This is a genomic window from Roseovarius sp. W115 (assembly GCF_032842945.2).
GTDB classification, from domain to species: Bacteria; Pseudomonadota; Alphaproteobacteria; order Rhodobacterales; family Rhodobacteraceae; genus Roseovarius; species Roseovarius rhodophyticola.
Genome location: NZ_CP146606.1, coordinates 2,692,821 through 2,709,344, shown reverse-complemented (window position 1 = coordinate 2,709,344; position 16,524 = coordinate 2,692,821). Strand labels below are relative to the sequence as shown.

Here is a 16,524-nt window from a genome sequence, read left to right as displayed (position 1 = left end):
CTGCCTAGTTGGTCACAGGATAGGCATCATCAAAGCCTACACCTTTGATCTTGTTCAAGAGCGTTTTGCGCTCATCGGCGCTTTGGGCTGGCCCCACGACCACGCGCCAAAACGGTTTGCCTTGCGAATTTTGCGCCAGAACCGTGGGCACCATACCCGCCTGACGCATGGCGACAGCGGTATTCTTAGCGTTTTGCTCTACACTGAAAATACCGATTTGAATGAAGGGTTTATCCAGAGAGCTTGATGTAGGTTTGGGCGTAGCAACTGCTGCTGGTGCGACCGCGACATTTGTCGGCTCGATATCGGCTACCGCTTCTGGCGCAGCCGCAGTTTGCGTTGCGCTGGATTCCGCCGCTTCGATCGCGGCGGCAGCACCGGCAAGAGGTTCCAGGGTTGAAGTCTCGACAGACTCTGGCGCAGCAAGACCCTCTGCCCCTGCATCAGTGACCGAAGCTTCCAAGGCCGCGGCTGGATCAGGGGATTCCTCACGACGCAGAGCCGTCACATTCAGGTTCACAGGGGCGCCAGCCAACATTCCAAGCGCTGCGGCTGCATCGGATGACACCTGAAGAGCCGGGCCGGGATTATCGCGCTCGCGACGGAACAACGCCCCAATGACAAACTTCGAATTGTTCTCATTGCGGATGATGACACGTTCAGGCTCTTTCACATCCGGATGCGCAACCCAGACACCACCAAGCGACGGACGACCATCCCAGAGGCCATCATCGGCAACCTGAAATACCTCCGGCGCTTCCACATCGCGCTCAACCAGTTTGATCGAGTTATCCGCTGCTGTCACCGTATCCGGGTTTGTCGATTCCGGCTTAAACAGATTGAGCTGCCCTTCCTCGGAACACCCTGCCAGAAACACCAGCGCCGCGCCCGAAGTTAACATCGCGCGCACGCGCGCAGTTTTGCCCGTCGGAGAAAATTTCATGACCAGTCCCTTGCCTGTTTTCGGCACATTTTTTGGTGCCAGTGCCAGCTTTGCCAGCGTTTTGCTCGTTTTGCACAGGTGTCCTGCACCTGGATAGAATAACCCTAACACAGCTTTAAGAAAAGTCCGCAAAAGAATTTTGGCGAAAATCCTCTAATGTGATGTCTTTCAGAATCACAAAAGCCACAGTAACAAGTCCGAACGCGGAGGTTTGGCAGAGTGGTCGAATGCACTGGTCTTGAAAACCAGCGGGCGTGAAAGCGTCCCCAGGGTTCGAATCCCTGAGCCTCCGCCACCTTACTCTTTTTTAATTTTTTCAGTGCATCTCCAGTGATGCCTTAAATTTATTATTAACAACCACTTAGACCGCTTTCTAATAATGCTGGATTTATTTCGATAACGCAGATACACTTTCATTAAGTGGTATGAAATGTGGTATTTTGGATGGCGGCGCTTACTGGAAAGCTGACAAAGAAGCTGGTTGAGACCTGAACCGCCCCGGTTTTGCCGGAGACTGTTGAGTTCGTATTTCAAGCTGCGATTTTGTTTGATTTCAAGGCTTGTTCGTATTTCTCCTCCGCTTCGATTGGTGTGATGTAGCCGAGAGGTTCGAGCAAGCGTTCCCTATTGAACCAATCGACCCATTGCAGGGTTTCCCATTCGACCTGATCTTTGGACTTCCATGGCCCCAGCCTGTTGATGACTTCCGTTTTGAACAGGCCGATGATTGTCTCAGCCAGTGCATTGTCATAGCTGTCGCCGACGCTGCCGACGGATGGTTCCAATCCTGCATCGACCAAACGCTCTGTGTACTTGATCGATACATATTGCGATCCGCGATCTGAATGATGGATCAGTTTCTCAGCAGGTCTGCGCGCATGGATCGCCTGTTCGAGCGCATCCAAGACAAACTGCGTGTCCTGTGTTGTCGATGCTTTCCAGCCGACGATCCGGTTGGCGAAGGTATCAATGACAAAGCCCACGTAGACGAAGCCCCGCCAGGTGGACACAAACGTGAAGTCGGACACCCAAAGCTCGTTTGGCATCGCAGCCCGGAACTGGCGATTAACCTTGTCCAGTGGGCATTGATCGGCAGGCTGACCATAGGTGGTTTTGACCTTCTTGCCCCGCCGAACGCCTTGAATACCAAGCTGGCGCATCAAGCGTTCAACCGTGCAGCGGGCGATATCGATCCTCTCGCGCTTCATTGCATGCCACAGTTTACGTGCGCCGTAGACTGATCTGTTCTTCTCCCAAACGTCTTTCATCTCTTTGCGCAGATACGCATCCCGCTTGGCGCGATCCGATGCACGGTCAGGTTCGCGTTCAACGGCCAGATGCTCGTAGAAAGTCGACGGGGCAATCTGCAGAACACGGCACATCGGCTCGACCCCATGCACGCTTCGGTGCTCCTTGATGAAGGCAATCATTTGCGGAATGGGCGGTCGAGCTCCGCCTGTGCAAAATAAGCAGATGCCTTTTTGAGGATCTCATTGGCCTGACGCAGTTGCCGGTTCTCGCGTTCAAGTTCCTTGATGCGTTCCCTCTCAACCGTCGTCAGACCATCACGCTTACCCGTGTCTGTCTCATGTTGTTTGACCCAGATGCGCAGGCTGTCCCTGCTGCATCCAACCTTCTGAGAAATCGACAAGATTGCTGCCGATCTGCTCGCATATTCTGCCTCGTGATCCAAAACCATCCGCACCGCTCGGGCGCGCAGTTCCTCTGGATAACGTGTTCCGTTCTTCGTCTTTCCCATAACCCAGTATCCTTACTTCTGGGTCTCCGGCAAACAAGGGGCGGTTCAAACCTCGGTCCTGGGCGACACGGTGACGGTAGCGGTCTTTACCTTGTTGTCGATCCCTCAGGCGCAAGGCGTTGGATTGTGCGTGTCACGATCAAAGGGCAGAAAAACCGCAGAGGCGGACCACTGCGCACTGATTTTGGTTTGGGTGGCGCGGATGTGGTGACGCTGAACATGGCGCGGGAACGCGCGCTAGAGTATAGGCGCATGGCGAAACAAGGTTTGAACCCGCGCTACAATACGAAACAGGACGTTCCGACCTTTGAGGAATTTGCGCAGCAAGTGCATATTGAGCGCCTGCCCACGTGGCGCAATCCCAAGCATGGCCAGCAATGGATCAACACGCTGCGCGACTATGCTTTTCCAAAGATGGGACGGATGCCGTTAGACAGCATTGGTCAACCCGAAGTCTTGATGTGCGTGTCGCTGATCTGGACAGAGAAACATGAAACTGCTCGACGGTTGATGCAGCGTATAAAGACCGTGCTTGACGTGGCACGCGCGAAAGGCTTTCGGGAAGGTGAAAACCCAGTGACGGCAATCAAGGAAGCCGGTGTGCTTCCCAAGGTTAAAAGTAAGCCTAAACACCACAAAGCCATGGATTGGCGAGATGTTCCGGCATTCTATGCAGACTTGAAGTCTCGCAATGCGATGGCCGCCAAGGCTTTGATGTTTACCTGCCTCACAGGATCACGCACCGGCGAAGTTCTTGGCATGCGTTGGGGTGAAATTGATTTTGAAACTAGCGTCTGGACCTGTCCTGACGAGCGCATGAAGACTGGAGAAGAACATCGCGTACCGCTCACGTCTGAGATGTTGGCGATCATTGAGCCACTAACAGCAATGCAATCCGAATATGTCTTTGAGGGGCAGAAACGTCATCGGCCACTATCCAATATGGCGATGTTGATGTTATTGCGCCGGATGAAAATCGAAGGTGCCACCGTACATGGCTTTCGGTCGACATTCAGGGACTGGGCAGCAGAAGCCGCTAATGCACCGCGCGAAGTTGCAGAAATGAGCCTGTCGCATCGAATCGGATCGCAGGTTGAGCAGGCCTACGCTCGTTCTGACTTGCTCGAAAAGCGGCGTTCTTTGATGGAAAACTGGTCGCTCTTTGTCTGTGGCAACGCCTCAAACTCAAATTTTTGACAAAAAGCGTGAAAATTTTAATGCGAAAAGGGTCCACCTGTCCTGCCTTTGAGCAAACTTTGAGCAATCGAACAAAACCGAAACGCCGCAGGGTGTAATGCGAAAAGGTCAAGCCTACCTCACCTTTATGAATAGTGAGGCTGAACCAACCGACACCGTTGACCTTCTTGAGAAGTTACATCAAGTCGTTGACAGAATGTTGGAACGCTTTGGCTTAGCGAGCGAACGCTATTTTCCACAAAACGCGTTGGCTACTAGTCAAATTAAAACCCGTAGAAGCCCCTTTGACATTACGCGGCCCAATCAACACGAAACAAAGGCTGAATTTCAGCATGAATATAAAGCCGTCAAGGATGGCATAGAATTTTGCGGAAAGCTCTTTGGCTGCTTGGTGGCTCATGGAGATGAAGACGAACGCAAATCTGCACTTGTTGGTCTTGGGGGTATTCTAACTGGAAAGATCAAAGACCGTGCGCCGATCGGTGACCTCAACCAAAGTCACACATTGGTGCAGAAAATTATGGCGGATGTTGGAGGATTCAGTTCAACAATGGTTGCTGTTCTTACGTTGAGGACGGCACTTAGTGACAGACTGCAAGAACTTGAAAACCAGCGGGATAAGTTCTGGAACGTCCCGTATCGCGCTCCAGATTACTATGCCCGCGCAATCGCACTTCGCCTCGCAAAGCTCTACGCAAAAAAACCAACCAACTGCCAACGTATGGCACCTCAGCGATTCAGGTGAACCTTCTACAGACTATATGCGCGCCGTTAAGGAGACTTTCGGCCTGTTGAATATCTCTGGAAACCCGAGAACCTATTCGGAGTGGGCAGTAGGTCAAATGACGGAAAGTGATACTGCGCCCGAAGGTAATTCACTTCTTGCCACCATAATTCGAAACGGCGCGCCGCCACCTTCTGAAGATGAGATTCTGGCGCGACTGGCTATAAAACCGTCCGAAAAAGGTGATGGTCAATAACACCTTCCAAGAGCGCTGTTACTGCATTTTTCAATCCAAATTCGAACCTGTTTGATTGTGACCGATGGCAACCATTGGAAAGCAAACGAAATGGCAAACCTATTCGAGCAGAATCGCAACTACCTTCCGGGTGACCCGGAACTGGATCTGATCGGTGATCGACCCAAACTGGCTCAGTGGCGACACAAGGGCATTGGCCCTTCGTATTACAAACTGGGTCGTAAGATCATCTACCGCGGTGAAGATCTCAACGCCTGGGCTGAAGCCAACCGGGTCGAAGCTGGCAATGGTGAGGTTTGACCAATGGCCAGGAAATACAACTGGCGGCGGGTCAAAAAGCACTTCTCCTATGACATCGCGCAAGCGGCAAAGGCCCTAAACTGTTCCGTGGCGACCATCCGCAATTGGACCAAGGAGGGCTTATACTGCATGGCAGATCAAAAGCCGTTTCTTTTCGATGGGCGTGATCTGCGGGAGTTCGCACGGCAAAAATCCGCAGCGCAGAAGTGGAGCATGCCGGAAACCAATGCGCCGTGGAACTACTTCCTCTGCTTCCGGTGCAAGGGTTATCGCAAACCATACCTTCTCATGGCTGACTATATCCCGGCAACTCCCGTAAAGGGGCGCCTCTCGAGCATCTGTAGAACCTGTGATGGCGCCATCATGAAGTTTTGCCGGACCGACCAGATCAGCAAGATTCGCACAACATTGGATGTCACACACCAGTCGGGGTCAACGACACTAACCGACTCCGAAAGCTCCTAGTGACATTGGTACTTTGAGCAGGAGCGCGACAAGTCATGAAACACAACTCACAAAACACTCGAATGAAGCGCAATTACTTCGGATATCTGCGCGGCGCCAAACAGCTGCCAGAAGCAACCGTCGAGAAGGTCGCAGCATCGCTGAGCGTATTTGAAGCAGCCATGGGATACAAAGATTTCAAGCGCCATAATCTGACATGGCCGGAGCGCTTTAAAGAGGCGCTATCCGAGGCCAACAGCTGCGCCGGGAAACCTCTCAGCATCTCCACGCGCTCCAACCACATGCGCCATGTGCGCGACTTCATCAAATGGCTGGCGGACAAACCCGGGTATAAATCTCGGATCGGATGGGGGGATGCCGATTGCTACAAACTCAGCCGTAAAGATGAACGTGTAGCAAACGAACATCGTGATCCTGAGTACCCCCTGCCGGAACATGCTTTGATCGCATTCCGTGCAATGCCTTCCAAAACAGAATTGCAGCGTCGCGATCGAGCGATCTTTGCCTTCTTGATGATGACAGGCGCGCGAGTCAAAGCTACGGCATCTTTGAAGTTAAAGCGGATCGACTTGATCAAGAGAGCCGTTCATCAAGATGCGCGTGATGTGGATACAAAAGGCGCCAAGACATTCGTGACAGCATTCTACGTTGCAGAACAGGACGTCTGGGACGCGTTCGCGGATTGGGTTACATATCTCTATGATGAGAAGCTGTTTGGTCCAGAGGATCCTCTTTTTCCGAAAACAGATCGCAAAATCAGTCCTGACCGTAATTTTGTCTGCGAAGAAGTTGCGCGTGCGCATTGGGCGCAGACGGGTTCGATCCGTACAATTGTCAAAGACGCCTTCCAGAGGGTCCACATACCGGCCTACGGACCGCACAGCTTTCGCCACATGCTGACCCATATTGGCATGGACATCTGTACATCACCCCGTTCATTCAAAGCATTTACCCAAAATTTGGGTCATTCAGACGTCACCACTACGCTCAACAGTTACAGCAAGCTCACGAGCCGGGAGCAGATCGAGGAAATTACGAAGTTGTCTAGGCATTCGTATCAGTGATTTTGAATGTTCAATTCCACGTCGGAGAATAGCTTGGCGGATTCGTCTGCATTATAAATTATATAAACAACTGTTAATAATCTATAATTTCAAATAAATTCATAAAAATACCACATATTATACCACATTTAGCACTGGTATTGCTGTATCCAACATGCGAATGGCAAGAAGCAACTTCAGCTTCAATGTACTCGACATTGATTACGTAGCTGAGTTTAGTTTTAGACCCAATGATGACGCCCCTAACGCGAAATCAAGGCCGAAGGCTGCCGTGCGGAAGAGCCAGCCGTCGACTTGCTTCGCAGATTGTCGACTGGTCAGATTGCGCGGTTCGGATTCCGATCGCCTCTTTTTGCGTGCTCGCTGCTTTGGCACTTTCACTTGGACGCTTTGTCATCTTGGTTTGAAGCAATTCATAATAGGCAACATCGTTCTCTGGATCATTGCAAATCAGTCGTTAATCATACATATTCTAATGTGAGAATTTAAAGGGGCTGAATGATGGTGATTTCTCGGCGAGCTTTTGTTTCTGGAATGGTGAGTTGGCCATGTTTTGCCAGCCTTCCGCATCGCACATTTGCGGAAGCAAGACTTGGATCTGGAAGCCTTACAACGGTCAGTGACGGGCACTTGATTTTGCCAGGTGATTTCTTGTTCAGTTCGATGCCGCAGGACGAGCTAGACCCAGTGATTGCAGAATTCGGTCTGTCCAAAGATCAGCTGAAATCAGCTTGTAATATTGCACTTTACCGCGATGGACAAAACACGGTGCTTTTTGACGTCGGTTCTGGTCCCGACTTTATGCCAACTGCCGGTATGGTGGTTGAGTCGTTGGAAGAGTTGGGTCTTTCTCCGGACGACATCACCCATGTTGTTTTTACGCACGCGCACCCAGATCACATATGGGGTCTGCTTGACGAGTTTGATGACCCTCTCTTCACAGAAGCCACGTACATGATGGGCCGGGATGAGTGGGCTTATTGGTGGGACCCTGATACCGTGAACACCATTGGTGAGGCCCGTGCGGCCTTTGCAGTCGGTGCCAAACGCCGCATGGAAAGCATCGAAGATCAGGTCGCACTTATCGACGATGGTCAGGAGATACTGCCTGGCATCGCGGCGGTAGCTTCCTTTGGCCACACGCCCGGCCATATGAGCTTTGAACTGCGCAATGGATCTGATGCGGCAATGGTCGTGGGCGATGCCATTGGCAATCACCATGTGGCTTTTGCACGTCCTGATTGGTTGAGCGGGTCAGACCAAGACATGGAGCAAGCGGCTGTGACCCGACAAGGCCTGCTTGACCGCTTAGCGCATGAACAGATGACCATGGTAGGCTTTCACCTACCGGATGGCGGTATGGGGCGGGTCGAAACGACCGGCAATGCCTATCGCTTTGTTGGAGAAAATCTATGATGCGAAATCTGATTGGACCAATTGCTTTGGTGTTAGCTTGTCCGGCGCTGGCGGATGAGAATATCGCAGATCAGTACCCTGGCTCAGCACTCTATTCCAAGCCGGTGGAGGTGATTCCGTATGTTTGGTCTGCCATCGGTGCAACCGCCCCGCCCACCTACGAAAACACCGGCCACAACAACAACCTAAGCTTCATAGTCACCGGCGATGGCGTGATCGTGATCAACGGCGGTGCGGCTTACGTTTTGGCCAAAGCCTTGCACGAAGAAATCAAAAAAATCACGGACCAACCCGTGAAATTGGTGCTCAACGAGAACGGTCAGGGGCACGCGATGCTGGGGAACGGCTATTGGTCCGAGCAGGGTGTGCCAATTGTCGCGCATGTGGACGCGGCAGACGAGTTCGAAGAATATGGGGCCCAGATTCTAGAGCGAATGAAGCGCTATAACCTTGAAAAGGCTGAAGGTACTTTTCTGGCCAGCCCGACCGAGACTTTTGAGGAAGAATACCTCATCGAAATGGGCGACTTCAAAATCGAAGCGCTTTACCTTGGCCCAGCCCACAGTCCCGGCGATATCTCGGTCTGGCTACCAGAGCAAAGCTTGGTGATCGCGGGCGACATGGCCTTTCATGAACGCATGCTGCCCATCTTTGAGGACACCATGACTGCAGACTGGCTGGAAACTTGGGAAACTGAGTTTGAGACTTTGGGAGCAACCTATGTCATCCCCGGCCACGGCCACCCGACAAACATGGCCCAAGTTCGGCGCTACACAAAAGACTACCTCGTCTATTTACGCGAGAAGATTGGTGAGCATCTGGACAATGGGGGTGATTTGGCGGACGCCTACTACGTAGACCAATCGCCATACGCGCATCTGCACACTTTTGACGAACTTGCGACCATAAATGCCGGGCGCGTTTACGAGCAGATGGAATTTGAATAGCGCTAAGTGCCGCAGTTTGAGCCAAATCAAAGACACCTCTTGCCGGTATCGGTAGTGGATCTGCATGGAAAACCTGATCGACAGATTTGGTGAGGCTTGGTTGCTGGCAGGGGTCGGTTGCATTGTTGGCATATTGTTTGGGATGGCGGCCTACCATTCGCGGTTTTGTCTTAGAGCCGCCACAGTGGAGGTTACACAAGGCTCCCTCGGTCCTCGGCTTGTTGTCTGGTTAATAGCCTTTTTCGCGGCTCTCGCCTCGGTTCAAGGGTTGCTACTTACAGGGCTCGTGGATTTAAGCGCAGCGCGCCAGCTTTCGACCACCGGGAGCCTGTCAGGCGCCATGATCGGCGGCTTTGTATTTGGAAGTGGCATGATCCTCGCCCGCGGATGTGTGAGCCGTCTGTTGGTGCTGTCAGCGTCTGGAAATCTGCGCGCCATTGTGACCGGTTTGGTAGTTGTTTTGGTTGCTCAGGCGTCCCTGAGTGGCGTACTTGCTCCACTGCGCGAGCGCCTCGCAATGTCTTGGACTATATCAGGCGGCGAAACGCGAAATATAGCCAACGCTGTCGGAGTGGACGCGGGCATAGTCACGCTCTTGAGCACATTTTTTTTGATTGGGGCTTTGATCTGGGGGGCTAGGCAAAAGCTCGCAATATCTCAACTTGTTGCGGCTTTTTTGGTAGGCCTTGCGGTTTGCACAGGATGGTTTCTGACAGCGAAGATCGCAGCTGCGTCCTTCGAAGTCATTGCCGTGCAATCTGTGACATTCACAGGCCCTTCGACCGACACGCTGATGGCGCTGGTCGGCTCGCGCGAGATACCTCTTACGTTCGGATTTGGTTTGGTGGTCGGCGTCTTTTTGGGCGCGCTAATTTTCGCTATTGCATCTGGCGAAGCCCGCATCCAACGGTTTGAACCAGACGTGCCGATGGAGAGGTACATTTTTGGTGGTGCTATGATGGGGTTCGGCAGCATGTTGGCCGGCGGCTGCGCGGTTGGTGCAGGGTTGACAGGTGGCTCGGTCTTGGCCGTGACGGCCTGGCTGGCCGTGCTTTTCATGTGGATCGGTGCCTTGGTGACCCAGCGTGTTCTGGAGGCCGCTGTTTTCGCAAGAGCTAAAGCTGGATAGGCTACTGCGCCGCCAGAGGATGACGCACCAGCTCACATTGCGACCACAAAGTGCCCAGCGCGTTGATCAGATGATCGATATCCGCTTTGGAATGAACCGGAGAAGGTGTGATCCTCAACCGCTCTGTGCCCTTCGGCACCGTCGGATAATTGATCGGCTGAATATAAATCCCGTAGTCTCGCATCAGAATATCCGAGATAAACTTGCATTTGTTCGGATCGCCCACAATCACCGGGATGATGTGGCTCGAATTGTCTATATGGGGCAAGCCAATCTCATCCAGGCGCGTCCGCACATCCGACACTTTCGCGTGTTGTTCCTCGCGTTCCGTATTGCTTTCTTTCAAATGCCGCACAGCCGCCACAGCACCTGCTGCCACGCTTGGTGGCAGGGCTGTAGTAAAGATGAAGCCACTGGCAAAAGACCTCACAAAATCGCAGAGCTCGACAGAGGCGGCGATATATCCGCCCATTACGCCAAAAGCCTTACCTAGTGTGCCTTCAATCACCGTCAGGCGATCCATCAGCCCTTCGCGCTCGGCAATTCCTCCGCCGCGCGGACCGTAAAGACCGACAGCGTGTACTTCGTCTAGATATGTCATGGCCCCAAAACGATCTGCTAGATCACAAATCTCTTTGATCGGCGCGATATCCCCATCCATTGAATAGACGCTTTCAAAAGCAATAAGCTTGGGCGCATTGGCTGGCAAAGCTGCCAGCTTTGCCTCAAGATCGTTTAGATCATTGTGCTTCCAAATCACCTTTTGCGCCCTGCTGTGACGGATGCCCTCGATCATTGAGGCGTGGTTCAATGCATCCGACAGGACCACAAGTCCGGGGATACTCCCCGCAAGCGTTCCGAGGGCCGCCCAGTTTGACACATAGCCGCTGGTGAACAACAGCGCGGCATCCTTGCCATGCAGATCAGCGAGTTCTTTTTCTAGCTCTACATGGGCGCGGGTTGTGCCAGAAATATTTCGCGTACCACCAGCCCCTGCCCCCGTGCTGTCCAGCGCATCGTGCATTGCGGACAAAACCGCTGGATGCTGTCCCATGCCCAGATAGTCATTGGAACACCATACCGTGACGTGTTCGGGCCCGCTGTGACACTTTGCTTGCGGAAATGCACCGCACTTGCGTTCAAGCTCGGCAAAGTCGCGATAGTTGCCCTCGGCACGCAGACCTTCCAGCTTGGCCCGAAAGAACGCCTGGTAATCCATTAGTCCTCCACAGCCTCGGCAACGAGACCGGCCAACAGGTCTTGTACTTTCTGCATTTCACCTTCGGGATAGCTGCGATAGCCGATCACGACGCCATCAGCATTTTCAGCCACAAAAATCCCATAGGGGCAATGTGCTATGTTCATCGGGTTCACTTCCATCACTTCGCGCGACACCACGGCCGAGCAAAAGATGAAGATATCGGCCTCCTTGAAGAGCATTTTGTCGCTGCCTACATCGGCGCCTGTACGGGCCAACATTTCGCCCACATGGCTGACGTAGTCGATCACCAGCCCCTTATCCACGATAGCGCTTTCAACGGCAAAAGCTGCATCCTCGAAAGAGCCATCAAATGGGACCGTTACGGCCTCTTCCGCATAAGCAGTTGTAGCCAGCCCAAGCGATATTGCAGTGATCAGGTGTTTCATCTTTAGATTCTCCATTCATGACACAAATAGGCTGGCAGATTTGCGCACCCCGGACGTTGAGCAATGTCAAATCCGGGGCACGAGAGAAGGAATTATCCCAGCATGTCCGTGGTGATGCCGGTGTACCAGCCTTCGGATTCTTCATAGGTGGCCTTGCGCACGTCCGAGCTTTCGCCGACTTCGCTGATGAAACCATCAACCTTGGCAATCTTCTCTTCCGTGGCCTCGTAAGTGGCACCAACTTTGACGCCGTCATTCGCGGCAATAAGCGACCAACAGGTGTTCGAGAACTTGGCCGGGAAGACCTTGGACCCGGTCAGTGCCCCGCGTACCGCATTGGCGCAGACCTTGGCCTGGCTGTTGGCAGCAAAGCCCGATTTGGGCATGTCACCCTGTGCCGCGGCATCACCCAGCACGTGGATGTCCGGATCTGCCTTAGACGACATGTCAGCGGCGTTGACGGGGGCCCAGTTGCCGTCGGTCACGCCTGCCAATTCCGCAATACGGCCAGCCTTCATCGCGGGGATCACGTTGCAGACATCAACCTTGGTTTCCTCACCGTCGATCGTGACGGTCATGGCAGCCGGATCGACCGACACATTGCCACCGCCAAAATCTTCGCCGATCCAGTCCACCATGCCTTCGTAGTGGTTGGCCCAGCCTTCCTGGAACAGCGCCATTTTCGAGAATTTCGGCTTTGGGTCTGCCACGATGATCTTCGCGGTGGGATTATTGTTTTTTAGGAAATGCGCTACCATCGAAATTCGCTCATAGGGTCCGGGTGGGCAGCGAAACGGATTTGGCGGGGCCACCATGGCAAAAGTGCCGCCCTCTGGCATGGCCTCCAGCTGCGCCTTAAGCAGTTCAGACTGTGATCCAGCCTTATAGGCGTGCGGCATCGCATTCTGCGCGCTGATATCCCAACCCTCTACGGCACCTTCGACAAAATCGATCCCGGGACTAAGGATCAGCTTGTCATACCGCACGCTGGCACCACCGGCCAGCGCCACGGTTTTTGCATCACGATCCACACCCACCGCCCAATCATGCACAACATTCACGCCACTTGCCGCCAAGGCGCCATAGGTATGACCGATATCGCTGACCTCTTTGAACCCGCCAAGATAGAGGTTCGAGAAAAAGCAAGTGTAGTAGGTGCGCGTCGGCTCGATAAGGGTGACGTCAATCTCGCCCTTGCTGTCCTTGGCGATGTAACGCGCTGCCGTGGCGCCACCGGCGCCACCGCCCACGACCACAACGCGGGGTTTACCATGCCCATCCGCCAAGACAGCGGGGGCCGCCAGGGTGCCTGCCACGGCTGCAGACGTTCCCAGGAACGTGCGTCTGCTAAGTTTCATATCATCTCCTCCCATAGATGTTTTTGTTATTCTTCAAGTTGGCCAAAATAGGCGGCCAGTGCGGCGATCTCCTCGTCGCCCAAACTCCCGGCCACCATCTGCATGACCGGATGCTTGCGTTGCTTCTGTTTGTAGGCGTGCATGGCGACCACGAAATCCTCTTCTGGCCACAACACGATGGACGGAATACCGTCATCGCCGCCTGCGGCCTGGTGGCATGTCGTGCATTCACCGCTCAGATACTCGCCGTACTCAGGATCACCCTTCAGTGCCAATATCGTCGGATCAAGATCGTGATCCGTTGACGGAAATGTGGGGTCAGCTTCGGGGATGTTGGCCGGATCGTCCGAGAACGTCCGTAGAAAGGAAATCAGGTTCACACGGTCTTTTGGATCCTTCAAACCGCGAAAACTCATCCGTGTCCCGCTTGTCATCGACCGTGGGTTTTCCAGAAAGGTGTCCAGGGTTTCCGCATGCCATTCTAATCCACCGGCTCCGGCTCGCTGAAAACTCTTAGAGTAGCGAAAATCGTCGTGGCTTCCAGCGGTTCGTCCGAATAGACCGTTCAGATGAGGGCCAATACGGTGCCTGGCCCCGTTTCCGACCTCATGACATCCTTTGCACTGGTTGAAAATCGCCTTGCCCGCTTCAATGTCTGCTGTGTCGGCCAAAGCATTGGACGCTCCGCAGATCAAACCGGACAATAAGGTCAGTATTTGGCGCTTGGATGCCATGCGTTTACTCGCCAAAACTGTTCAGATAAGCGATCACAGCTTCGATATCAGCCTCTTTCTTGAGACCGGCAAAGCTCATCTTGGTGCCTTGCATATGCGTCTTGGGTTGTGCCAGAAAAGCGGCCATTTCGGCCTCGTCCCACACACGCCCCTCACCCGCAGCCGTCTGAAAGACGCCGGAATATCCAAACCCATCAACTGTGCCAAAGCCGCGGCCCATCACACCATTCAGATGAGGTCCAATCTTGTTCTGAGCTCCTTCGCCAACTGCATGACAGGCCTTGCACTTCTTAAAGACCTTCTCGCCCGCCAGGATCAGTTGTGCGGCCTCGTCCACCTCTTCGGCAGCAGTCTCTGTGATTGCCGCACTTACCTCTTCAGCAGGCTTTGGCTTCGCCTCGGGAATAAAGGCAGGACCATCCGCCGAGAACGACGGCAACCCGTCGATCGTAGCATTGTTCATGATCGAGTCGCTGCCGCCCTCGGGCGGCGTCTCAACCAAAAAGACAGACCGCATGGTCACCCGCACCTCATCCTTGCAGTTCGCCATGCATGGCTCGGTGCGCCAGGCGGTGTACTCCAGCTCTGGTCGATCATCGACGACAAACCCGTCAGCATTGTGCATTCCGACTTCGGTGAAGTTTTCGTGGCTCAGCACGAAGTCATCATCCACCATGTCGTTGGAATACATCAGGTATGCCACGATCGCATACGTTTCGTCCGCCGTTAGCGTGCCCGCCTCGCCGAACGGCATAGAACGGTGAATATAGTCCCAAGCGGTCGATAGATGCGGCCAGTAGGACCCCATCGTCTTGACCGGGTCTTCATCCGCCAACGTGTCGAACCCTCCGGCTAGGACCGGCCAGTTGTCGACACCCTCGGCAAAATCACCATGGCATGCCGCACATTTGTCGATGAAGACTTCCTCGCCGGTGAACACATCCCCTGACCCTTCCGGCAGGCCACGACCATCGGGCAAAACATCCACATCCCAGGCCGCTATCTCCTCGGGATGAGCTGCGCGTCCTAGCCCGTAACCGCCCTCCATCTGTGGGGCGGCGGCTGTCAAATTTGCACCGCTTGCGGCGCGCTCGGATGCGGCTGCTTTAACTTCGGCAATCTTTAGCTGCAGCGCTGAGACCTGCTCTGCCTCGGCGGCGGCCTGTGCGCTGGCTGTCGAGGCGTTCGCCTCGGCTTGCTCCACCCGCGTTTCCAGGACCTCGATCTTGTCAGCGCCATAGTCCTTGCTGGCATAGGCAAACGCTACGCCCAAAACCAAAGCAGCGCCACCTAGAGCCGGTACAAAAATATTAGGAGACTTCGACATTCTCAGCCATTCCTTCTGCGCTCACGTACCAGGTTTGGATACAGTTGTTGTGATAAACGGCGTTTTCGCCGCGCTGCTCTCGCAGTTGCTCTTTGGTGGGCTGCACATAGCCCGTCTCGTCCATCGCACGGGCCTGCAACAGCATGGGTGCGCCATCCCAATGGGTATCAAGATAGAACCGGGTCAGGGCCTTGGTGTCGCCCTGTTTGCCAAGCCGTGCGGTCTCCCAGGTGATACCCCCATCCTTGGACACATCCACGCGTGTGATCTGCCCATGGCCCGACCATGCCAGACCTGAGATAACAAGCGGGCCCTTGCCATGGGTAATAGGCATTTGTGGGCTGGGGGAGGTGATGACCGATTTGGCATCCATCACCCATGTCCATTTCCGCGCCGTGCCATCGGCATAGACATCGGTGTATTTGCTGGTTTCTTCACGGCTTTCCACAGCGCGGTCGACAACCTCGACGCGGCGCAGCCACTTGACCCACATGTTGCCTTCCCAACCCGGCACTACCAGACGCACCGGGTACCCGTGCTCCATCCGCAACGCCTCGCCATTAGCCTTGAACGCGACCAGCACATCGTCCAGCGCTTTTTCCATCGGGATGGACCGGCCATTCGAGGACGCATCCGCGCCTTCTACATAGACCCATTTATCAAGGCTGATATCCGCACCAGCCTCTTGCAGCAGCGTTCGCAAGGGCACACCGGTATATTCCATGTTGTGGATCATGCCGTGCGTGAACTGCACGCCGTTCAGCTGCGCACCGGCCCATTCCATACCGGTATTAGCCGCGCATTCGCAGAAATAGACGTGATTTTCGCGCGGGAAGCGTTCGATGTCCTCATAAGTGAACACCAGCGGCTTTTCAACCAAGCCGTTGATCATCAAACGATAATCATCCTTGCGCAGCTCGATGGCCCCTGAATGGTGGCGTTCGAACGCACAGCCCTGCGGCGTGATCGTTCCGTCCAGCGCGTGGATCGGTGTAAAGTTGATCGAACTGATCGGCGAGGCCGTTAGCCACTCGACATTGCGCCGTACAACATGGGACTCGAAGCTGATAGGCATCCCGTAAGGCGTTTCGTCCACACCCACACCGGTGTAAGATGCCCAGTCCTGCAATTCTGCAATCAGCGGATCAGGCTCGCTATTGGCGGCAGCCGCCCCACCCACGACGGCACCCGCCAGCGTGGCCGTTGAGCCGCGCAGGAACGCCCGCCGCGATGTGTTGGATTTGAAAAGATCGCTCAT

Annotated in this window: 16 protein-coding genes, 1 tRNA gene and 1 other annotated feature; of the genes, 9 read left to right on the top strand and 8 right to left on the bottom strand. The window is 54.1% G+C overall.

Annotation, left to right across the window (positions count from 1 at the left end; all coding sequences use genetic code 11):
- Positions 1 to 4: 4 nt before the first annotated feature.
- A complete protein-coding gene (locus tag RZS32_RS13720) occupies positions 5 to 943 on the bottom strand; it encodes an SPOR domain-containing protein (RefSeq protein ID WP_317057531.1) in 939 nt (312 codons plus the stop codon).
- A gap of 205 nt (positions 944 to 1,148) precedes the next feature.
- Between RZS32_RS13720 and RZS32_RS13715 the strand changes: the two genes are divergently transcribed.
- A tRNA-Ser gene (locus RZS32_RS13715) sits at positions 1,149 to 1,238 on the top strand.
- 235 nt (positions 1,239 to 1,473) lie between these two features.
- On the opposite strand, the gene RZS32_RS13710 is transcribed toward RZS32_RS13715, so the two are convergent.
- Positions 1,474 to 2,702, bottom strand: a protein-coding gene (locus RZS32_RS13710) for an IS3 family transposase (RefSeq protein WP_422395913.1) whose coding sequence is annotated in 2 segments (ribosomal slippage) — positions 1,474 to 2,408 and positions 2,408 to 2,702 — 1,230 coding nt in all. Because the reading frame shifts where the segments join, the coding sequence is not laid out codon by codon here.
- Positions 2,299 to 2,415: a sequence feature (AL1L pseudoknot), on the bottom strand. It overlaps the preceding gene by 117 nt.
- A gap of 18 nt (positions 2,703 to 2,720) precedes the next feature.
- Between RZS32_RS13710 and RZS32_RS13705 the strand changes: the two genes are divergently transcribed.
- The 8 genes from RZS32_RS13705 (at position 2,721) to RZS32_RS13670 (ending at position 10,200) form a co-directional block, all read left to right on the top strand.
- Entirely contained in the window at positions 2,721 to 3,899 is a 1,179-nt protein-coding gene (locus tag RZS32_RS13705) for a tyrosine-type recombinase/integrase (protein WP_317057914.1), read from the top strand.
- Between the two features lie 97 nt (positions 3,900 to 3,996).
- Positions 3,997 to 4,644 (top strand): hypothetical protein, encoded by a 648-nt coding sequence (locus RZS32_RS13700; RefSeq protein WP_339106677.1) that lies wholly within the window; start codon positions 3,997 to 3,999, stop codon positions 4,642 to 4,644.
- Between the two features lie 325 nt (positions 4,645 to 4,969).
- Complete coding sequence (locus RZS32_RS13695) at positions 4,970 to 5,179, top strand: helix-turn-helix transcriptional regulator (RefSeq protein WP_317057529.1); 210 nt, start codon at positions 4,970 to 4,972, stop codon at positions 5,177 to 5,179.
- A gap of 3 nt (positions 5,180 to 5,182) precedes the next feature.
- Entirely contained in the window at positions 5,183 to 5,644 is a 462-nt protein-coding gene (locus RZS32_RS13690; protein ID WP_339106676.1) for a helix-turn-helix domain-containing protein, read from the top strand.
- 35 nt (positions 5,645 to 5,679) lie between these two features.
- Complete coding sequence (locus RZS32_RS13685; protein ID WP_317057527.1) at positions 5,680 to 6,708, top strand: site-specific integrase; 1,029 nt, start codon at positions 5,680 to 5,682, stop codon at positions 6,706 to 6,708.
- A 651-nt stretch (positions 6,709 to 7,359) separates the two neighbouring features.
- Positions 7,360 to 8,124 carry an MBL fold metallo-hydrolase gene (locus RZS32_RS13680; RefSeq protein ID WP_339106675.1) on the top strand — a complete coding sequence of 255 codons (765 nt, stop codon included), beginning with the start codon at positions 7,360 to 7,362 and terminating at the stop codon, positions 8,122 to 8,124.
- The gene (locus tag RZS32_RS13675; protein ID WP_317057913.1) at positions 8,124 to 9,071 is read left to right on the top strand and encodes an MBL fold metallo-hydrolase; all 948 of its coding nucleotides are present in this window, start codon (positions 8,124 to 8,126) and stop codon (positions 9,069 to 9,071) included. The genes RZS32_RS13680 and RZS32_RS13675 overlap by 1 nt, the downstream gene beginning before the upstream one ends.
- Before the next feature lie 64 nt (positions 9,072 to 9,135).
- A complete protein-coding gene (locus tag RZS32_RS13670; protein WP_317057525.1) occupies positions 9,136 to 10,200 on the top strand; it encodes a YeeE/YedE family protein in 1,065 nt (354 codons plus the stop codon).
- 1 nt (position 10,201) lies between these two features.
- Here RZS32_RS13670 and hemA read toward each other — a convergent pair whose 3' ends face one another.
- The 6 genes from hemA to soxC form a co-directional block, all read right to left on the bottom strand.
- Positions 10,202 to 11,419 carry a 5-aminolevulinate synthase gene (gene hemA, locus RZS32_RS13665; protein WP_317057524.1) on the bottom strand — a complete coding sequence of 406 codons (1,218 nt, stop codon included), beginning with the start codon at positions 11,417 to 11,419 and terminating at the stop codon, positions 10,202 to 10,204.
- Positions 11,419 to 11,847 carry a DUF302 domain-containing protein gene (locus RZS32_RS13660; RefSeq protein WP_317057523.1) on the bottom strand — a complete coding sequence of 143 codons (429 nt, stop codon included), beginning with the start codon at positions 11,845 to 11,847 and terminating at the stop codon, positions 11,419 to 11,421. The genes hemA and RZS32_RS13660 overlap by 1 nt, the downstream gene beginning before the upstream one ends.
- Positions 11,848 to 11,939: 92 nt before the next feature.
- Entirely contained in the window at positions 11,940 to 13,205 is a 1,266-nt protein-coding gene (locus RZS32_RS13655; RefSeq protein WP_317057522.1) for an NAD(P)/FAD-dependent oxidoreductase, read from the bottom strand.
- A gap of 26 nt (positions 13,206 to 13,231) precedes the next feature.
- On the bottom strand, positions 13,232 to 13,939 hold the full coding sequence (locus tag RZS32_RS13650; protein ID WP_317057521.1) for a c-type cytochrome: 708 nt from the start codon (positions 13,937 to 13,939) through the stop codon (positions 13,232 to 13,234).
- Between the two features lie 4 nt (positions 13,940 to 13,943).
- Positions 13,944 to 15,266, bottom strand: coding sequence for a c-type cytochrome (locus RZS32_RS13645; protein ID WP_317057520.1), 1,323 nt, complete (start codon positions 15,264 to 15,266; stop codon positions 13,944 to 13,946).
- Positions 15,250 to 16,524 carry a sulfite dehydrogenase gene (gene soxC / locus RZS32_RS13640; RefSeq protein ID WP_317057519.1) on the bottom strand — a complete coding sequence of 425 codons (1,275 nt, stop codon included), beginning with the start codon at positions 16,522 to 16,524 and terminating at the stop codon, positions 15,250 to 15,252. Before soxC ends, RZS32_RS13645 begins: the two co-directional genes overlap by 17 nt.